14 protein-coding genes and 1 pseudogene are annotated in these 14,289 nt (G+C 69.0%); 5 read left to right on the forward strand and 10 right to left on the reverse strand.

Annotated features, from left to right (window positions below; translation table 11 throughout):
- Positions 1–657 precede the first annotated feature (657 nt).
- On the forward strand, positions 658–3,168 hold the full coding sequence (locus tag ACFW2G_RS20465) for a Helicase associated domain protein (RefSeq protein ID WP_384583827.1): 2,511 nt from the start codon (positions 658–660) through the stop codon (positions 3,166–3,168).
- 57 nt (positions 3,169–3,225) lie between these two features.
- Here the strand turns inward: ACFW2G_RS20465 and ACFW2G_RS20470 are convergent, their stop codons facing one another.
- From ACFW2G_RS20470 to ACFW2G_RS20490, 5 genes are all read right to left on the reverse strand, one after another.
- Positions 3,226–3,432, reverse strand: a complete 207-nt coding sequence (locus ACFW2G_RS20470) for a hypothetical protein (protein WP_384451367.1) — start codon at positions 3,430–3,432, stop codon at positions 3,226–3,228.
- 65 nt (positions 3,433–3,497) lie between these two features.
- Positions 3,498–3,794 carry a hypothetical protein gene (locus ACFW2G_RS20475; RefSeq protein ID WP_384451369.1) on the reverse strand — a complete coding sequence of 99 codons (297 nt, stop codon included), beginning with the start codon at positions 3,792–3,794 and terminating at the stop codon, positions 3,498–3,500.
- Between the two features lie 79 nt (positions 3,795–3,873).
- Positions 3,874–4,743 carry an IS5 family transposase gene (locus tag ACFW2G_RS20480; RefSeq protein ID WP_384583824.1) on the reverse strand — a complete coding sequence of 290 codons (870 nt, stop codon included), beginning with the start codon at positions 4,741–4,743 and terminating at the stop codon, positions 3,874–3,876.
- 324 nt (positions 4,744–5,067) lie between these two features.
- A complete protein-coding gene (locus tag ACFW2G_RS20485; RefSeq protein WP_384451376.1) occupies positions 5,068–5,538 on the reverse strand; it encodes a DUF4238 domain-containing protein in 471 nt (156 codons plus the stop codon).
- Positions 5,539–5,827: 289 nt separating this feature from the next.
- Complete coding sequence (locus tag ACFW2G_RS20490; RefSeq protein WP_384451378.1) at positions 5,828–5,965, reverse strand: hypothetical protein; 138 nt, start codon at positions 5,963–5,965, stop codon at positions 5,828–5,830.
- Between ACFW2G_RS20490 and ACFW2G_RS20495 the strand changes: the two are divergent.
- Positions 5,937–6,451, forward strand: a pseudogene (locus tag ACFW2G_RS20495) (IS5 family transposase); the annotation flags it as partial. The gene ACFW2G_RS20490 and the pseudogene ACFW2G_RS20495 overlap by 29 nt on opposite strands.
- Here the strand turns inward: ACFW2G_RS20495 and ACFW2G_RS20500 are convergent.
- From ACFW2G_RS20500 to ACFW2G_RS20510, 3 genes are all read right to left on the reverse strand, one after another.
- Entirely contained in the window at positions 6,441–6,797 is a 357-nt protein-coding gene (locus tag ACFW2G_RS20500) for a hypothetical protein (RefSeq protein ID WP_384451381.1), read from the reverse strand. The pseudogene ACFW2G_RS20495 and the gene ACFW2G_RS20500 sit on opposite strands and share 11 nt — an antisense overlap.
- A 537-nt stretch (positions 6,798–7,334) precedes the next feature.
- The gene (locus ACFW2G_RS20505; RefSeq protein ID WP_384451384.1) at positions 7,335–8,060 is read right to left on the reverse strand and encodes a response regulator; all 726 of its coding nucleotides are present in this window, start codon (positions 8,058–8,060) and stop codon (positions 7,335–7,337) included.
- Entirely contained in the window at positions 8,057–8,896 is an 840-nt protein-coding gene (locus ACFW2G_RS20510; RefSeq protein WP_384583821.1) for a sensor histidine kinase, read from the reverse strand. Before ACFW2G_RS20510 ends, ACFW2G_RS20505 begins: the two co-directional genes overlap by 4 nt.
- A gap of 138 nt (positions 8,897–9,034) precedes the next feature.
- Between ACFW2G_RS20510 and ACFW2G_RS20515 the strand changes: the two genes are divergently transcribed.
- Together ACFW2G_RS20515 and ACFW2G_RS20520 are read left to right on the forward strand one after the other, a co-directional pair.
- Positions 9,035–9,745, forward strand: a complete 711-nt coding sequence (locus ACFW2G_RS20515) for an ABC transporter ATP-binding protein (protein WP_384583818.1) — start codon at positions 9,035–9,037, stop codon at positions 9,743–9,745.
- Positions 9,742–12,051: an FtsX-like permease family protein gene (locus ACFW2G_RS20520; RefSeq protein ID WP_384583815.1), complete on the forward strand. Its 2,310-nt coding sequence runs from the start codon at positions 9,742–9,744 to the stop codon at positions 12,049–12,051. The genes ACFW2G_RS20515 and ACFW2G_RS20520 overlap by 4 nt, the downstream gene beginning before the upstream one ends.
- 248 nt (positions 12,052–12,299) lie before the next feature.
- Here the strand turns inward: ACFW2G_RS20520 and ACFW2G_RS20525 are convergent, their stop codons facing one another.
- On the reverse strand, positions 12,300–13,016 hold the full coding sequence (locus tag ACFW2G_RS20525; protein ID WP_384583812.1) for a hypothetical protein: 717 nt from the start codon (positions 13,014–13,016) through the stop codon (positions 12,300–12,302).
- Positions 13,017–13,073: 57 nt separating this feature from the next.
- Entirely contained in the window at positions 13,074–13,619 is a 546-nt protein-coding gene (locus ACFW2G_RS20530) for an HAD family hydrolase (RefSeq protein WP_384583809.1), read from the reverse strand.
- A 176-nt stretch (positions 13,620–13,795) separates the two neighbouring features.
- Between ACFW2G_RS20530 and ACFW2G_RS20535 the strand changes: the two genes are divergently transcribed.
- Positions 13,796–14,275: a hypothetical protein gene (locus tag ACFW2G_RS20535; protein WP_384583806.1), complete on the forward strand. Its 480-nt coding sequence runs from the start codon at positions 13,796–13,798 to the stop codon at positions 14,273–14,275.
- The last annotated feature ends 14 nt before the right edge of the window (positions 14,276–14,289 follow it).

Here is a 14,289-nt window from a genome sequence, read left to right on the forward strand (position 1 = left end):
GTCGGGGCGCTCCGCGCCCCGACCGCTCCCGCTCCGCGTGAGCGGAGGCGGCTCCGCTCCGCCTCCACCGCCAGCGGCACGCGCTCCGCACGCACCGCAAAACGAAGGGGGCCCGACCCACTCCGTGGACCGGGGCCGGCCTCCGGCCGACCCGTGGCCTCCGCTGCGCTCCAGCCACAAAAGACGCGCCAGCAGGGATGGGGTGCGGGCCCAACTCCCGCGCAGGACAGGCGCACCACGCTCCGCGAGGCACGCCCACTGGGGCTCAGACCACCAACAGCAGCAAGGGCGGAGAGGGGTGACGGACAGTCGGAAGAGTGGCGGGTCAAACAGGGATCGGGGGTGCCGGATGCGGGGCCGAGTTGACCGGCCGTCAGGCTGCTTTCCGGGGTGGCCATAAGGCAACAGTAACAGAATTCAGTCACGTTCGAGGGACTTTCACCATTCCTGGTGCTTCACTTTGAAGCACCAGGAAGACTCTGGACTCAGATAGCAGCACCATTAAGGGAGCTGTACCGGTTTCCGATCACGCTTCCCGCTACCAGTCCGAGGCTGCGAACCGGTTTCGGTGAGGTTCACCGTAGCCAATCACATGGCTTTTACGTGCATGTTTCCTGATTCCTGCCCATCTGAGAGCCTAGGAGAAGGCAGACAGATATGTCGACCACAACCCGAACTGATCAACGTGAGGCGGCTCAGCAGGAAGCCGTGGACGCGGTTGTCCGTGCCCTCGAATTGCCTGCAAGATCACTTGTGCCGGCGAGGGGGCTCCGGACTCAGGTGATCATGGCTACCGGATCCGGCAAGACCCGGGTCGCGGCCCGCAGCGCGGAGAAGCTCCGTGCGGGCCGCGTGCTGGTGCTCGTCCCCTCCCTGGATCTGCTCACCCAGACCGAGGCCGCGTGGCGCGTGGCGGGTCGTACGGGCCCGATGATCGGGGTCTCCTCCCTGCGGGGGGATGACGTCACCTTCCCCAACACCACAGATGTGGAGGAGCTGGTCGACTGGGTGCGGCCGTTCGACAAGGTCACCGTGTTCGCCACGTACGCCTCGCTCGGGCTGGGCACGCTGGAGCGCGCGCACCAGGCCGGCCTTCCGGGCTGGGACCTGATCGTGGTCGATGAGGCGCACCGGACGTCGGGGCGGCTGGGCAAGCCGTGGGCGGTCGTCCACGACAACCTGCGGATTCCGTCCCTGCGGCGCCTCTACATGACGGCCACGCCCCGGCTGTGGCAGCTGGACGAGGACGCCGAGGGCGCGCCCGGCGAGCTGGTCGCGAGCATGGAGGACGACCCCAACGGGCCCTTCGGCAGCAGAGCGTTCACCCTGACCCTCTCGGATGCGATCGACCGGGGAATCTGTGCGCCGTACCAGGTGGTGTGCGTGGACATCACCGACACCCAGCTCCAGGCCGCGCAGCTCCTAGGCGCCGAAGGCCGCTCGGACGAGGTCCGCGGGGCCCGGCTCGCCGCGCTCCAGACCGCGCTGCTCAAGGCGTCCTCGGAGGAGAACTTCCGCAGGACGCTCGTCTTTCACCACGTCGTGAAGGAGGCCGAGGCGTTCGCGGCCGGCCTTCCCGCCGTCGCCGCGCAGCTGCACGCGGCCGACCCCGAGCTGTACCCGCGCACGATCTGGGCGGACTGGCTGTGCGGGGAGCACAAGCCGGGCCACCGGCGGCGGGTTCTCGGGGAGTTCGCCGACGGCATCGCCACGGACGGCACGGTCGTGGAGAAGGGCTTCCTGGGCTCGGTGAAGGTCCTCGGGGAGGGCGTCGACACGAAGAACTGCGACTCCGTGTACTGGGCCGACGTACGGGGCTCGATGCCCGACCTCGTCCAAGCCGTGGGCCGCGCGCTGCGGATGCAGCCCGGCGAGGGCAAGCTCGCCAGCCTGGTCGTGCCGGTGCTGCTCGGGCCCGGCGAGACCGCGGACAACATGCTCACCTCCCGGGCGTTCGGCGGGCTGGCGAAGCTCCTGGAGGCGCTCAGGGCGCACGACGCCCGGGTGGTGGAGCAGCTCGCCGAGCAGCAGGCTCCCAGCGCCTACAAGCCCGTCCAGAAGGCCGCGAAGGGCAAGGAGAGCCGGGGTGAGGGGAACGGGTCCGGCGGGCCGTCGACCCCGGCGTGGAAGCTGCTGAAGTTCTCCACTCCGCGCGACCCGGCGCAGCTGGCCGCGTTCATCAACCTGCGGGTACTCAACCCGGAGCACGAGCACTGGCGGCGCGGGGTGGAGGCCGCCGTCATCTTCGCCCGCGAGCACGGCGACATGAAGGTGCCCTTCACCTACCGCGTGCCCGGCGGTGAGGAGGGGGCCGGGTGGCCAGCCTCGCTCGCGAACTTCCCGCTCGGGCAGTGGATCGCCGACAACCGGCGCTTCTACGCCCGCGGCGACATGGACGAGGACCGCATCACGCAGCTGGAGAAGCTGGGCATGGTGTGGTCGCACTTCGACGTCGCGTGGGAGGAGGGCCTGTCCGCCGCGCGCGGGTGGGCCGAGACGAACGGGCACCTCCTGGCGCCGCTGGACGCCACGCACCAGGGCTACCGGGTGGGCACCTGGCTGAAGAACGCGCGGGCCGCAGCCCGCAAGGCCGACGAGATCGAGCAGCGGCGTGCCGAGGGCCTGCCGGTGGAGTCGTCGGCCGGGGCGCTGACGACCGAGCGGCGCGAGCAGCTGGACGACGTCGACCCGTCGTGGTGCCCGAGCTGGGCGGTGGAGTGGCAGCGGGCCTTCCACCTCGTCCGCCTCCACCTGGAGAAGGCCGGCGGGGAGCTGCCGATGGAGCCGGGTGCCGTCGTGCACCAGGGCGAGGACCTCGGACGGTGGGTGCGCTCGGTCCGGCTCGGCTGGGACAACCTCACCACCGTGCAGCAGTGGATGTGCGAGCAGGTCCTCGGGATCACAGCCGCGACCGAGGAGGAGAAGTCGCCCCCGCGCCGTACGCAGGCCGACAAGTGGGCGCTGAACTACCAGGCCGCCCGCCAGTTCCTCGAGCGCGAGGGGCACCTGCGGGTCCCTCGCAAGCACGTCGAACGGATCGTCGGCGAGGACCAGGAGGAGCGGGAGCTCCGCCTCGGAGCGTGGATCGGCAACCAGCGCAGCCGGGCCGCGAACCTGTCCCAGGACCGGATGGAGCAGCTGTCCGCGATCGGGATGCGGTGGGCGTAGCCGCAGGTGTGGTGGTGGGCCAGGCAGAACTGACGCCCGGCCCACCACTGTTTGGTGTCAGGAACGGGAGGTGTAGATGTGCAGGATGTCACCCATCGGCTCTTGGGTACCGTCCGGGTTCTTCCGGATGCCAGGAGCTGTGTTGAAGCGCAGGGTGGGCCCGCGCTTGCTCAGCTCTACCTTGTCGAGCGCGGTATGCCGGTCCGGATGCCCGACGACGACCTGTTCGCAGTTGTCTGCGAGGTCTTGCTTGCAGCTGATCACTCGGCTGAGCTTGACCTCTTCCGCGGATGCTCCCGGGCGGCCGGGAACGAGCACTAGGCCGTGTTTTAGGTAGCGCGGGCGGCCAGCCATTTGGTGAGGTCGCCCGCGATCTGGTTGATGCTGGTCGCGGTGGTGATGTCGTGCTCGCGGCGGGTGGTGTCGCGCCGGACGATCTCATAGCCGCCCTCGTCCAGTACGGCGACGGAGGCGAACCAGAGGGGATCGTCCTCGTCGGGCTGGACAACGACGAAGGTGTTGTCCGTGCCGTTCAAGTCGCTGATCAGCATGAACAGGGCGTCTTCGGACGGATCGTCGACGTGGTCGCCGTTCTCGCTGTCCGCGCAGTAGTACTCGGCGGCCACAGGCCCTCCCCATGCGTGATGCGTGTGCTGTTCGAAGTCCGGCGGCCAGCATGGCACGGGCACGCGGCCGATCTGCTGGTCACAGCCACTGGTGGATCGCCGCAACGTGGACGGTCGCCTCGAACCGGACCGCGAGCTTGTCATAGCGGGTGGCCACCGCCCGGTGCTGCTTGAGGCGGCTGATCCCGCACTCGACGGCGTGCCGGGCCTTGTAGTCCTGAGAGTCGAAGGCGGGCGGGCGGCCACCGGCCCGGCCGCGGCGCTTGCGATTGCGGACCTGGTCGGCCGGCTCCGGGATGGTGCACCTGATCCCGCGTCTGCGCAGGTAGGCGCGGTTGGCGCGGGAGGAGTACGCCTTGTCACCCCGCACCCGCAGCGGTCGGTTTCGTGGCCGGCCCCGACTGGTCCTGGGCACCCGGATCGCGTCCAGAACCGGTTCGAACAGCGGGCTGTCGCCTCGCTGCCCGGCGGTGACCAGCAGCGACAACGGCTTCTGGCCCTGCTCACACGCCAGATGGATCTTCGTGGTGAACCCGCCCCGCGACCTGCCCAGCCCGTGGTCATCCGGCTCGGTCGTGACACCGCCAGGCGGTTCCTTCTGCCCGGCGCCGTCCCGGCGGGCGCCGGCTGCGTGCTGGTGGGCCCGGCAGACCGTGGAGTCGACGTTGACCTCCCAGGTGATGAGCCCAGCCGCGTCGGCCCTCGCCTGCAACAGCGTCAGCAGCCTGGCCCACACACCCCGTCGCTGCCATCGCCGGAACAGCCCGTACACGGTCTGCCAGGGCCCGTACTCATCCGGCAGATCACGCCACGGAACCCCCGTCCGCACCCGCCACCGCACACCGTCAACCAGCCGCCGCCGACCCGGCCACCTGCGACTTACACCCGCCGCAGGCAGCAACGACTCCAGAACCGACCACTGCTCATCGGAAAGATCCCCACGCCCCACAGCATGATCATCACAGCGCGAGGCGTGGAGTAGAACCCGATCTAAAACACGGCCTAGTGGCGCCGTGGGACTGACCGGGAACCTGATCTCATGGGCGTCCTCCAGGCCGAACCCCTTGTAGGCATCACTCGGAGTTTGCGGGCGCCAGAGCATGAGGGGCGCGTCGGATGAGAGGAAGATCGGCTTGCGGCTGGTCTCGAGTCGCCAGTGCCGAGCACGGTAGTGCGGGATACACATTTCGATGGAACTGAACGGTAGAGAGACCGCTTCGTTGTGTGTGGGGTCGTTGCCGCCGTTCATCGCTCGCGTGCCGTGGTAGTAGTCTCAGGCTCCCTGAGCTTCGGCGGCCCGCGGCGGCTCACCGAGATGCCGGTAGGTGAGGTACTCAGTCATGAGCACCAGGTCGACCTCCCGTCCATCCGCGTAGGCGGTGACATCGCGCCCGAAGCGCAACATCGTCCGACTCCGCGGGGTCCGGGCCATCTGAACGGCAAGGTAGAGGCAGAGCAGCTCGCGATCGTCGGTACCGACAGCCGGAGGCATGCCCGTCTCGTCTATACGGCGGAGGGCCTCAATGCCCTGCCCTTCCAGGCGGCTGAGCTCATGCTCGATGACCGTGGAGGGCGTGCCGTTGTCGTCCGTGATCGTGTAGAAGCCGGTCTCGGATGCGACGTTCTTAACGTTGGCGAGGTGTGTCTTAGGCGGGCACCGACGCCTCGCTCTGATCATCTCGCCTCGCCCAAATCGGGCCAGGTCGCTCTGCGGTACGTAGTGGTGAAGTTTCGGTGCAGACACGTCGCTCAGGGTAGGCGCCCCACCTGTGAGCGACTACGCAGTTTCCCGGTGCTACAATGGAGCTCCCCCGCCCGTCGCGTCCCAACCGCCCAGTAAGGCGGAGAGGGAACGGCATTGCTCTTCCTCGCGGGCGACCTGCCGGGCGAGGACGTCGCGGTCGACGTACGACTGGAGCCGAAGCCGCGGACCACGACCGGGATGCCGAACGGGGCGAGCCAGTCGGTGAGCGCGGGCCGCACGGATCATTCCGAGCGGCCCGCCGTTGTTCGGTTGGCAGTGGTCCTGTGCGTCAGATGCGTCGAAGTTCGGTGATCATCTGGTCGGCGGTGTTGATTGCCCTCTCCAGAGCGACGCGGACGGACTCCTGCCGCATGGCCTGAATCAGGAGGGCCCTGGCCTCGCGCTGCGCGATCGACTCCGTCAGCATGCGGGCCGCAAAAGGGGGCCTCTGACGGGACCGAATCCGACCGACCGCGGCAAGCCCGGATCGGAAATCCACCTGATCACCGACCGGAACGGACTGCCGCTCTCACTCGGCATCTCGGGCGCGAACATGCACGACAGCCTCGGTCTGGAACCGCTCGTGCGGGGCGTCCCACCGATCCGGTCCCGACGCGGACCTCGTCGACGGCGCCCTGGCAAGCTCCACGGAGACAAGGGCTATGACTACGACCACCTGCGCCGCTGGCTCCGCGGACGCGGCATCCGCCACCGCATCGCACGCCGTGGCATCGAGTCCTCACAACGGCTCGGCCGCCACCGGTGGGTGGTCGAACGGACCGTGTCCTGGCTCGCCGGTTGCCGTCGCCTCCACCGTCGATACGAGCGCAAGGCCGAGCACTTCCTCGCCTTCGTCGGCATAGCCGCAGCCCTCATCGGCTATCGCCGGTTGGCTACCCTGCTCAAGGCCTGAGCTGGTCCTGCTGCACGTCGAAGCAGACCAAACCCATGGACTCCGCCACGGCTGCCGCGTAGGCCGACGCCTCCTCGGCCATGCTCCACCGCATCGGGAAGTAGATCAACGGACCACTGGCCTCGCCGATCGACGGGCCGGTCGACCAGGGCGAAGTGTCCTCCTCGTCCTCAGTAAGGTCGCACCACCGCTCAAGAAGGGCCGCGACGTATGCCGCTATGCGTTCGGACGGAGGCTCCTCGACCTCGCCGTCGATATAGCAGTCGTACAGGTCGCTGAAGACCCGGCCAGCGGACTTGTCATCCGCCGGCTTCTCGCCTTCCCACACAGCCAAGTCGTAACTCATGCCGGGAGGCTCTCATAGAGCACTGACACACATCGTCGCCGGTCAACAGCACGGACCTTAGCCAAAGGAAACGACCTCTAAGGAGCGGCCCCTCCGTAAGCTTTGGCCAACGCTTCCGATACGGAGACGTGTCGATCGGATGCACCAAAGAAGCTTTCCGCCCGCTAAGTCCGATTCGCTAGCGTCGGCACCCGACAGCCATGCAGGACTGAGCAGCGCTCTTAGGTGCTACTTGATCATCGCAGGCCCTGACCCGAGAGGAAGGGTAGCCTAACCGCAACGCCCCTCCACTCTCGCTCCGAATCGACAGCAATGCACACGGGGTAAATTCCACAGACCCCAGAGGCGGAAAACCTGCCGAAACTGGACTTTCGTTTTCCTTAATGATCCTGCTTGGGCACCTTCCGGCTCGACATGGACAAGCGGCTCGACCTGGGACTGCCGGTCAGCGTGCCGCATCCACGCTCCGCCGAAGCCACCGCCGCAGCCTCGTAGCCACCGCCGCCCGCGCGCTTCCCTCGGGGCACCGCGCGACGCTCAATTTCGCCCCCACGGCTTGGCGGTGTCAGCAGACTCGCCCGGTGAGACGAGCCCTGTCTCGTAGGCGAGGACGACGGCTTGGGCCCGGTCGCGCAGGGTCAGCTTGGCGAAGATCCGGGCCACGTGGGTCTTCACTGTCGCCTCACTAAGCGTCAGTTCCCGCGCTAGTTCGGAATTGGAAAGACCCCGCCCCATGAGCGTCAGCACCTCGCGTTCGCGCGGCGTCAGCGCGGCCAGGTCTCGGTGGACGTCTGGCGTTGCGAGACCCGAACCGGTTCTGGGGGCGCTGGGGGCGAAGCGCTCCACCAGGCGGCGGGTGATCGAGGGTGCGAGCAGGGCGTCACCGGTGTCGACCAGGCGTACGGCAGCCGCCAGATGCGCGGCGGTGACGTCCTTGAGCAGGAATCCGCTGGCTCCGGCGGCGAGGGCGGCGTAGACGTATTGGTCGAGGTCGAAGGTGGTCAGCATGATCACACGGCAGCCCGGGGTCTGCGCGAGTATGCGGCGGGCGGCTTCCAAGCCGTCCATGATGGGCATCCGGATGTCCATCAGGACGACGTCGGGCCGCAGCCTCCGCACGGCGGCCACGGCCTCGGCTCCGTCGCCGACCTCGCCCACCACGTCGATGCCGCGGGCGGTCAGGATCAGGCGGAAGCCGGTGCGAACCAGCTCCTGGTCGTCGGCGATCACGACGCGAGGGGCGGATTCAGTGTGCGTCGTCATGGCCGGTCCAGCGGGATCCGGGCGCGGACGCGGTAGCCGCCGCCGAGGCGGCGGCGGGCGTCCAGGTCGCCGCCGTAAACGGCGACCCGCTCCCGCAGGCCGAGCAACCCGCGTCCCGTTCCGTCCGCCTGGCCGTGGACCGGCTCTCTCCGCGCGGGCCGGCTGCCCGACAGGACGCTCGGCCCGCTGTTCAGCACCTCAACTCGCAGGTAGTGGTCCGCGTATCGCACCGTCACCTCGGCTTTCGCCCCGTCCCCGTGCTTGAGGGCATTGGTCAAGGCCTCCTGGATGATCCGGTAGGCGGTGACATCGATCCCGGTCGGCAGCGGACGCGGCTCACCCGAGATGCGCATCTCCACGGGCAGGCCGGCAAAGACGATCCGGTCGATCAGCGGGCTGAGCCGGCCCAAGCTCGGCTGCGGTGACAGGTCCATACCGTAGGACTCGTCGTCGCCGTTCTGCGCGGGCGCGAGCAGGCCGAGCAGGTGCCGCAGCTCGGTCATCGTGTGCCGCCCGGCGGTCTCTACGGCGCTCATCGCCGCCGCGGCCTCCTCGGGCATCGTGGCCAGCACCTCGCGAGCGGCCCCGGCCTGGACCACCATGAGACTCACGTTGTGGCTGACGATGTCGTGGAGCTCGGTGGCGATCCTGGCCCGCTCGGCGTCGACCGCGGTCCGCGCCGCGCTCTCGCGCTCCCGCTCCAGCAGCCAGCCGCGCTCCGCAATGGCCGCCTGGTGCAGCCGCCGCGCCCGGACCGCCGCCACGCACAGACACCCGGCGGCGCCAACTGCCGCCGCCAGGGCCATGACCAGCCACATCGCGCCAGATCCCCACACCGGAACATCTTCGCAGCTACACAACGCGCCCCACATCAGCCCACAGTTGCAGCTCCGTACATCCCCGGGATGACCTGCCCGGACGGATGCATCAGGAGGGTGACGCCCCGTCCGCGGACTCCGTTCTAAGTTCGAACCATGACAACTGATCACGACAGCGCCCGGCAAGTAGTGGTGCGGCTGGACGGCGTGCACAAGGAGTACGGCGACGCGAAGGCCCTGAACGGCCTGTCCCTGGATATCAGGGCGGGGGACGCGGTCGCCGTGATGGGCCCCTCCGGCTGCGGCAAGTCCACCTTGCTCAACATGGTGGCCGGCCTGGACCGGCCGACCTCGGGCACCGTCGAGGTACATGGTCATGACCTCGGGAAACTGGACGAGACCGGCTTGGCGCTGTTCCGGCGGCGGAACGTCGGCATGATCTTCCAGTTCTTCAACCTCATCGACGATCTGCCTGTCCTGGACAATGTGGCGCTGGCCGCGCAGCTAGCCGGCACCCCTGCCCGGCAGGCACGCCGCCGTGCCCTGGAGCTCCTGGACGAACTCGGTGTCGCGGAGCGCCGGAACAACTATCCGGCGACGCTGAGCGGCGGCGAGCGACAACGCGTCGCCGTCGCACGGGCGTTGATGAACCGCCCGGCCCTGCTGCTTGCCGACGAGCCGACCGGCGCCCTCGACAGCCGGTCGGGCGAGCAGGTGATGGATCTACTGATCGACCTCAACCAGATCGGCCAGACCCTGTTGATCGTCACCCACGACCCGCAGCTGGCCACCCGCTGCGCCAGCCGGCTGATCGAGGTCGCAGACGGCCGGATCGCCCGCGAGGGCACGCTGGAGGCGACCGCATGAGCGCCGTATGGAGAGCCTCGCGCGCGGCCGTGAAGCGCCGCCGCCTCCAGACCTTCGTCATCGGGCTCGTCGTCCTCTGCTCCACCACGACCTTCCTGCTCGCTCTGGCGCTGCTGAGCGCCGCCTCGGGCCCCTTCGACAAGGCCTACGCCGAACAGCGCGGTGCTCATACGGCGGCGACCTTCGACACCACGAAGGTCTCGCAGGAGCAGTTGGCACGGACCGCCCGGCAGCCCGGGGTGGAGGCCGGGGCCGGACCGTTCGAGCAGACAGTCGTCGACATCCCCAAGGACTGGCTCTGGATGGCGGGCGGCACCCTCACCGTGGTGGGCCGCGCCGATCCGGCGGGCCCCGTGGACCGGATCGAACTCCTTGAGGGCCACTGGGCCACCGCACCCGGCGAGATCGTCGTCAACTGGTCCGCCCAGGGCTCCCCCGGCACCGCACTCCTCAACACCAAGCTGGAGACCCCCGGCGGAGCGACGCTGACCGTCGTCGGATTCGCCACCAGCATGAGCAAGTCGGCGAGCGCCTGGGTCTCGCCCGAGCAGATGGCCGCACTGCACCCGACCTCCGCCCAGATGCTGTACCGCTTCACGGACTCCTCGACGGAGGCCCAGCTGAGCGTCTCGCTGGCACGGGCCACCACGGGACTGCCCAAGGATTCACTGACCGGCGCACATACCTACCTCGCCCTCAAGCAGGCCTTCTCCGCGCTGGCCGACTCCTACCTCCCGTTCATGACGCTCTTCGGCGTCCTCGGCGTGCTCGTCTCCACCCTGATCGTCGGCAACGTGGTCAGCGGGGCGGTCGTCTCCGGGTACCGGCACATCGGGGTGCTCAAGGCGCTGGGCTTCACCCCCAACCAGGTCGTCGCCGTCTACCTGACGATGCTTTCCGTGCCGGCGGTGGTGGGCTGCGTGCTCGGCACGCTGGCCGGCAACGCGCTGGCCGGGCCGATCCTGAAGGTCGCGTTCACCGGCATCGACGTGGGCCAGGCCTCGGTCGGCGGCATCAGCCCGTGGGTGTCCGTGGCCTGCCTCGTGGGCATGCCTGTCCTCGTCCTGCTGGCCGCGCTGGTCCCCGCCCTGCGCGCCCACCGGCTGCCCGCCGCACGGGCGATCAGCGCGGGCAGCGCGCCGCGAACCGGGCGCGGGCTGCGCGTCCAGCGGATGCTCGGTGCCAGCCGGCTGCCGCGCCCGGTCAGTCTGGGCCTCGGCCAGCCGTTCGCCCGCCCCAGCCGCACCCTGCTGACCCTGGCGGCCATAGTCCTCGGGGTCACCACGGTGACCCTGTCGACCGGACTGACCAGCACCATGGTGGCGTACGGCAATGTGGGGCGGGAGGACGGAGGCGCCAGGATCCACGTGACGACCGGGGGGTCGGGCAACGACCGGACCCCGCCCCGGCTCGATGACCAGCAGATCGAGAAACGGCTGAGGTCCCTGCCGGGTGCGGAGGGGGTACGGGCCCGCGCGCTGTCCCAGGTGAACATGACCGGGCAGACCCAGCCCGTCTTCGCCGACTTCTACCACGGCGACGATTCCTTGTACGAGCACACCATCGTCAAGGGCCGGGCGCCGGCCGCGGCGGGCGAGATCGTGGCCGGTCCGGCGTTCCTGACCCAGCGCGGGCTGAAGCTCGGTGACCGGGTCACGCTGGAGCTGAACGGCAGGAAGATCACCGCGACCGTCGTGGGTCAGCTCATCGAGGGCAACGCCCGGGCCCTGGAGGCCACCAGGGAGACCCTCGCCCAACTCGCACCGGACGCCCACGCCACCGAGTACACGGTGCGGCTTGCCCCCGACGCCGACGCGCGCGCCTACGCCGAGGCGGTCACGGCGCTCGACCCGGGCCTGCGCACATCGGTGATGGACTCCGGCAACGCCGGCACCGCCACCGTCATCACCTTCTCGACGGTGTTCACGGTGCTGCTGACGCTCGTCGCGTCGCTCGGGGTCTTCAACACCGTTCTGCTGAACACCCGTGAGCGGCGCCGGGACCTGGGCATGCTCAAGTCGATCGGGATGACCCCCCGGCAGGTGGTGGTGATGACGGTGACCTCGGTCGCCGGGCTGGGCGCGGTCGGCGGGCTGCTCGGCATCCCGCTCGGGATCGTGGCGCACCGCCTCGTCGTAAGCCATGTCGGGGTGGTCGACTTCCCCGAGTACATGAAGGACGTGTGGCACGCGCCGCAGCTGGCTGCGATGCTCCTGGCGGGTGTGGCGATCGCAGTCCTCGGCGCCCTGGTCCCGGCCCGGTCGGCGGCCCGGATGACCATTGCCTCGGTGCTGCACACCGAGTAGATCACCCGTCAGCACCAGCCTCTGAATCGGAGTCAGCGCAGGAAGCGGCCCGATCATGCGTGAGGTCTGCCAGTGGCAAGTCAAGCCACGCGGCCCGCCGCGCCCAGAACCGGGCGATCAGCGCGTTGCCTTCGATCCGACTGGCCGATCTTCGCGAGGTCTGCCTATCAGACGTCCGGCGCCTGATGGATCGTCGGGGTGCTGCCGCAGTAGATGCCGGATTTACTGCGGCGGAGCCCGTGCTGTGATCATCTCGATCTGCGGCGGGACATTCCGGCCGCCGGGGTGAGGTGTACGCATTTACTGCGGCAGCACTGGGAGGGCGGAGCGGGCATGACGATCGAACCGGTGACTGAACTCGGGAGCGGGGGCGCGTTGCGGTTGCCGCGCGCCCGCGTTGTGCCTGTGTCCGCCCCGCCCCTCCCGCGTCGTACACCGCGGCGGTCGAGCGCTACCTCACCGCCGCGGGCATCGCGAAATCGTCCGCGCGTATCTACCGGATCTCGCTGACGACGTGGGGGTGGATGCTCACCGGTGAACCGGCGCCAACCGGACCCGCCCGCCGCGGCGCGAAGCCGCCCATCGAGCATCCGGTCGGCCACGGTGAGTGCGTAGACGAAGCCGCTGCATACGGCGTTGACGTCGAACGCGGCCGCGTTCGTGGCGCCTATCAGGCCTTGGACGATGCTGGCGGTGGCCGGCTGTGGGTGATCGGGCGTCGACGTGGCGAGGACGATGAAGGACAGCTGCTCGGGGCGCAGGCCCGCCTGGGCCAGTGCGTTGCGCGCGGCGTGGGCCGCGAGATCGGAGGTTGCCTCATGGGCGGCGGCTCGTCTGCGTTCCTGGATGCCGGTCTTGCGGACGATCCATTCCGAGGTCACTCCGGCGCTCGCGCCGATCTCCTCGTTGGTCACCACGGTGGTCGGGACGTAGGAGCCGGTGCTCACGATTCCGATGGAACTCATGGTTACTCCTCGATCCGTGACGTGCTCGTCCTGGGCGGGCCGTCACAACGGTTTGAACTACTGGGCTACGGCAGGGGCCAGCCGGCGCCACCCTGAGCGGTTGGCGTGGCCGGCGAGGATCGAGTCGTCGCCTACCACCACGGGGCGTCCCACGGCGCGCAGCATCGCCAGGTCGCTGATGTGGTCGCCGTACGCTGTCGAAGACGGGAGGTCGAGCCCCAGTACGGAGCCGGCGGCCTGCACGACGCGGCCCTTGGTAGTGCCGATCATGGGCGTCAGCACTTCGCCGGTGAACTGTCCGCGGTGAATCAGCGGGCGGGTGCCGTATGCCCGGTCGGCACCGAGCCAGGTGCTGATGGGGTTCAGGCACGCGAAGAACGACCCGGAGATGAGCAGGATGCGCTCGTGCGCTTCCCGGTGCCTGTGAAGTTCGGCGACCGTCTCGGGGAGGAAGAGGCCCTGCTCCAACTCGTGCTCGAACCACAGCATGCCTGCGGTGGTCACGTGTCGCACGTTCTCGCCGGCGTAGAACCGGTAGTAGGCTCGGTTGATGGAATCGCGCGGGATACCGAGCTTGGCAGCCGCCTGCAGTTCCCCGTTCAAGCGCTGGTATGTGCTGTCCGGGTCGCCCCTCAGTCTGAGGGAACCGGACTTGCCGCCAACGACTGTGCTTCGCACGGCAGTTGATAGCGTGTTTCCCATGATCGAATTGGCGGAACTGGTCCTGACCCCCGACGAGCGTACCCGGGGGGGTCGGAGTCGACCATGTGATACACAGCATGGACTGGACCGGCGAGGACCATCGCGGCCAGGTGGCGGCGTTCGCGGCCGACCGTGTGAGGGCGTTCGGCGTGGAGCCGACGGGCGTCGATACCGATGCCGTCTACGAGGCGGCCGAGGGTGACACGACACTGGCCCGCGGTGACTTCCCGATCCGTCAACTGGACCATCTCTCCGGTGTGCTCACCCGTCTCGGTTTCACCCTCACGCTGCGGGAGAACGGCTCCGACACCTACGAGCTGTTGGTCGCTCGGGCCACTGCCGAGGGCACGCCGACGGGACTGGAGCACCGGGGATGCGCGGTGCGAACCTGGGACTCGAGGGCAGCGGAGGTCTGGGCCGGTGTGAACTGCCCGCACTGCTCGACATGGCAGATGTGGCTGATCTCCGAGGATGTGGCCGACGGGCACTGCGACTGCGGCGCCCGACTGTTCGATGCCAGTGGTGCTCCGCTGCCCCATGTCACGGTGCGCGTCTGACGACGACGCGTGCG

Source organism: Streptomyces sp. NPDC058880 (assembly GCF_042742535.1).
In the GTDB taxonomy this organism is placed as follows: Bacteria; Actinomycetota; Actinomycetes; order Streptomycetales; family Streptomycetaceae; genus Streptomyces.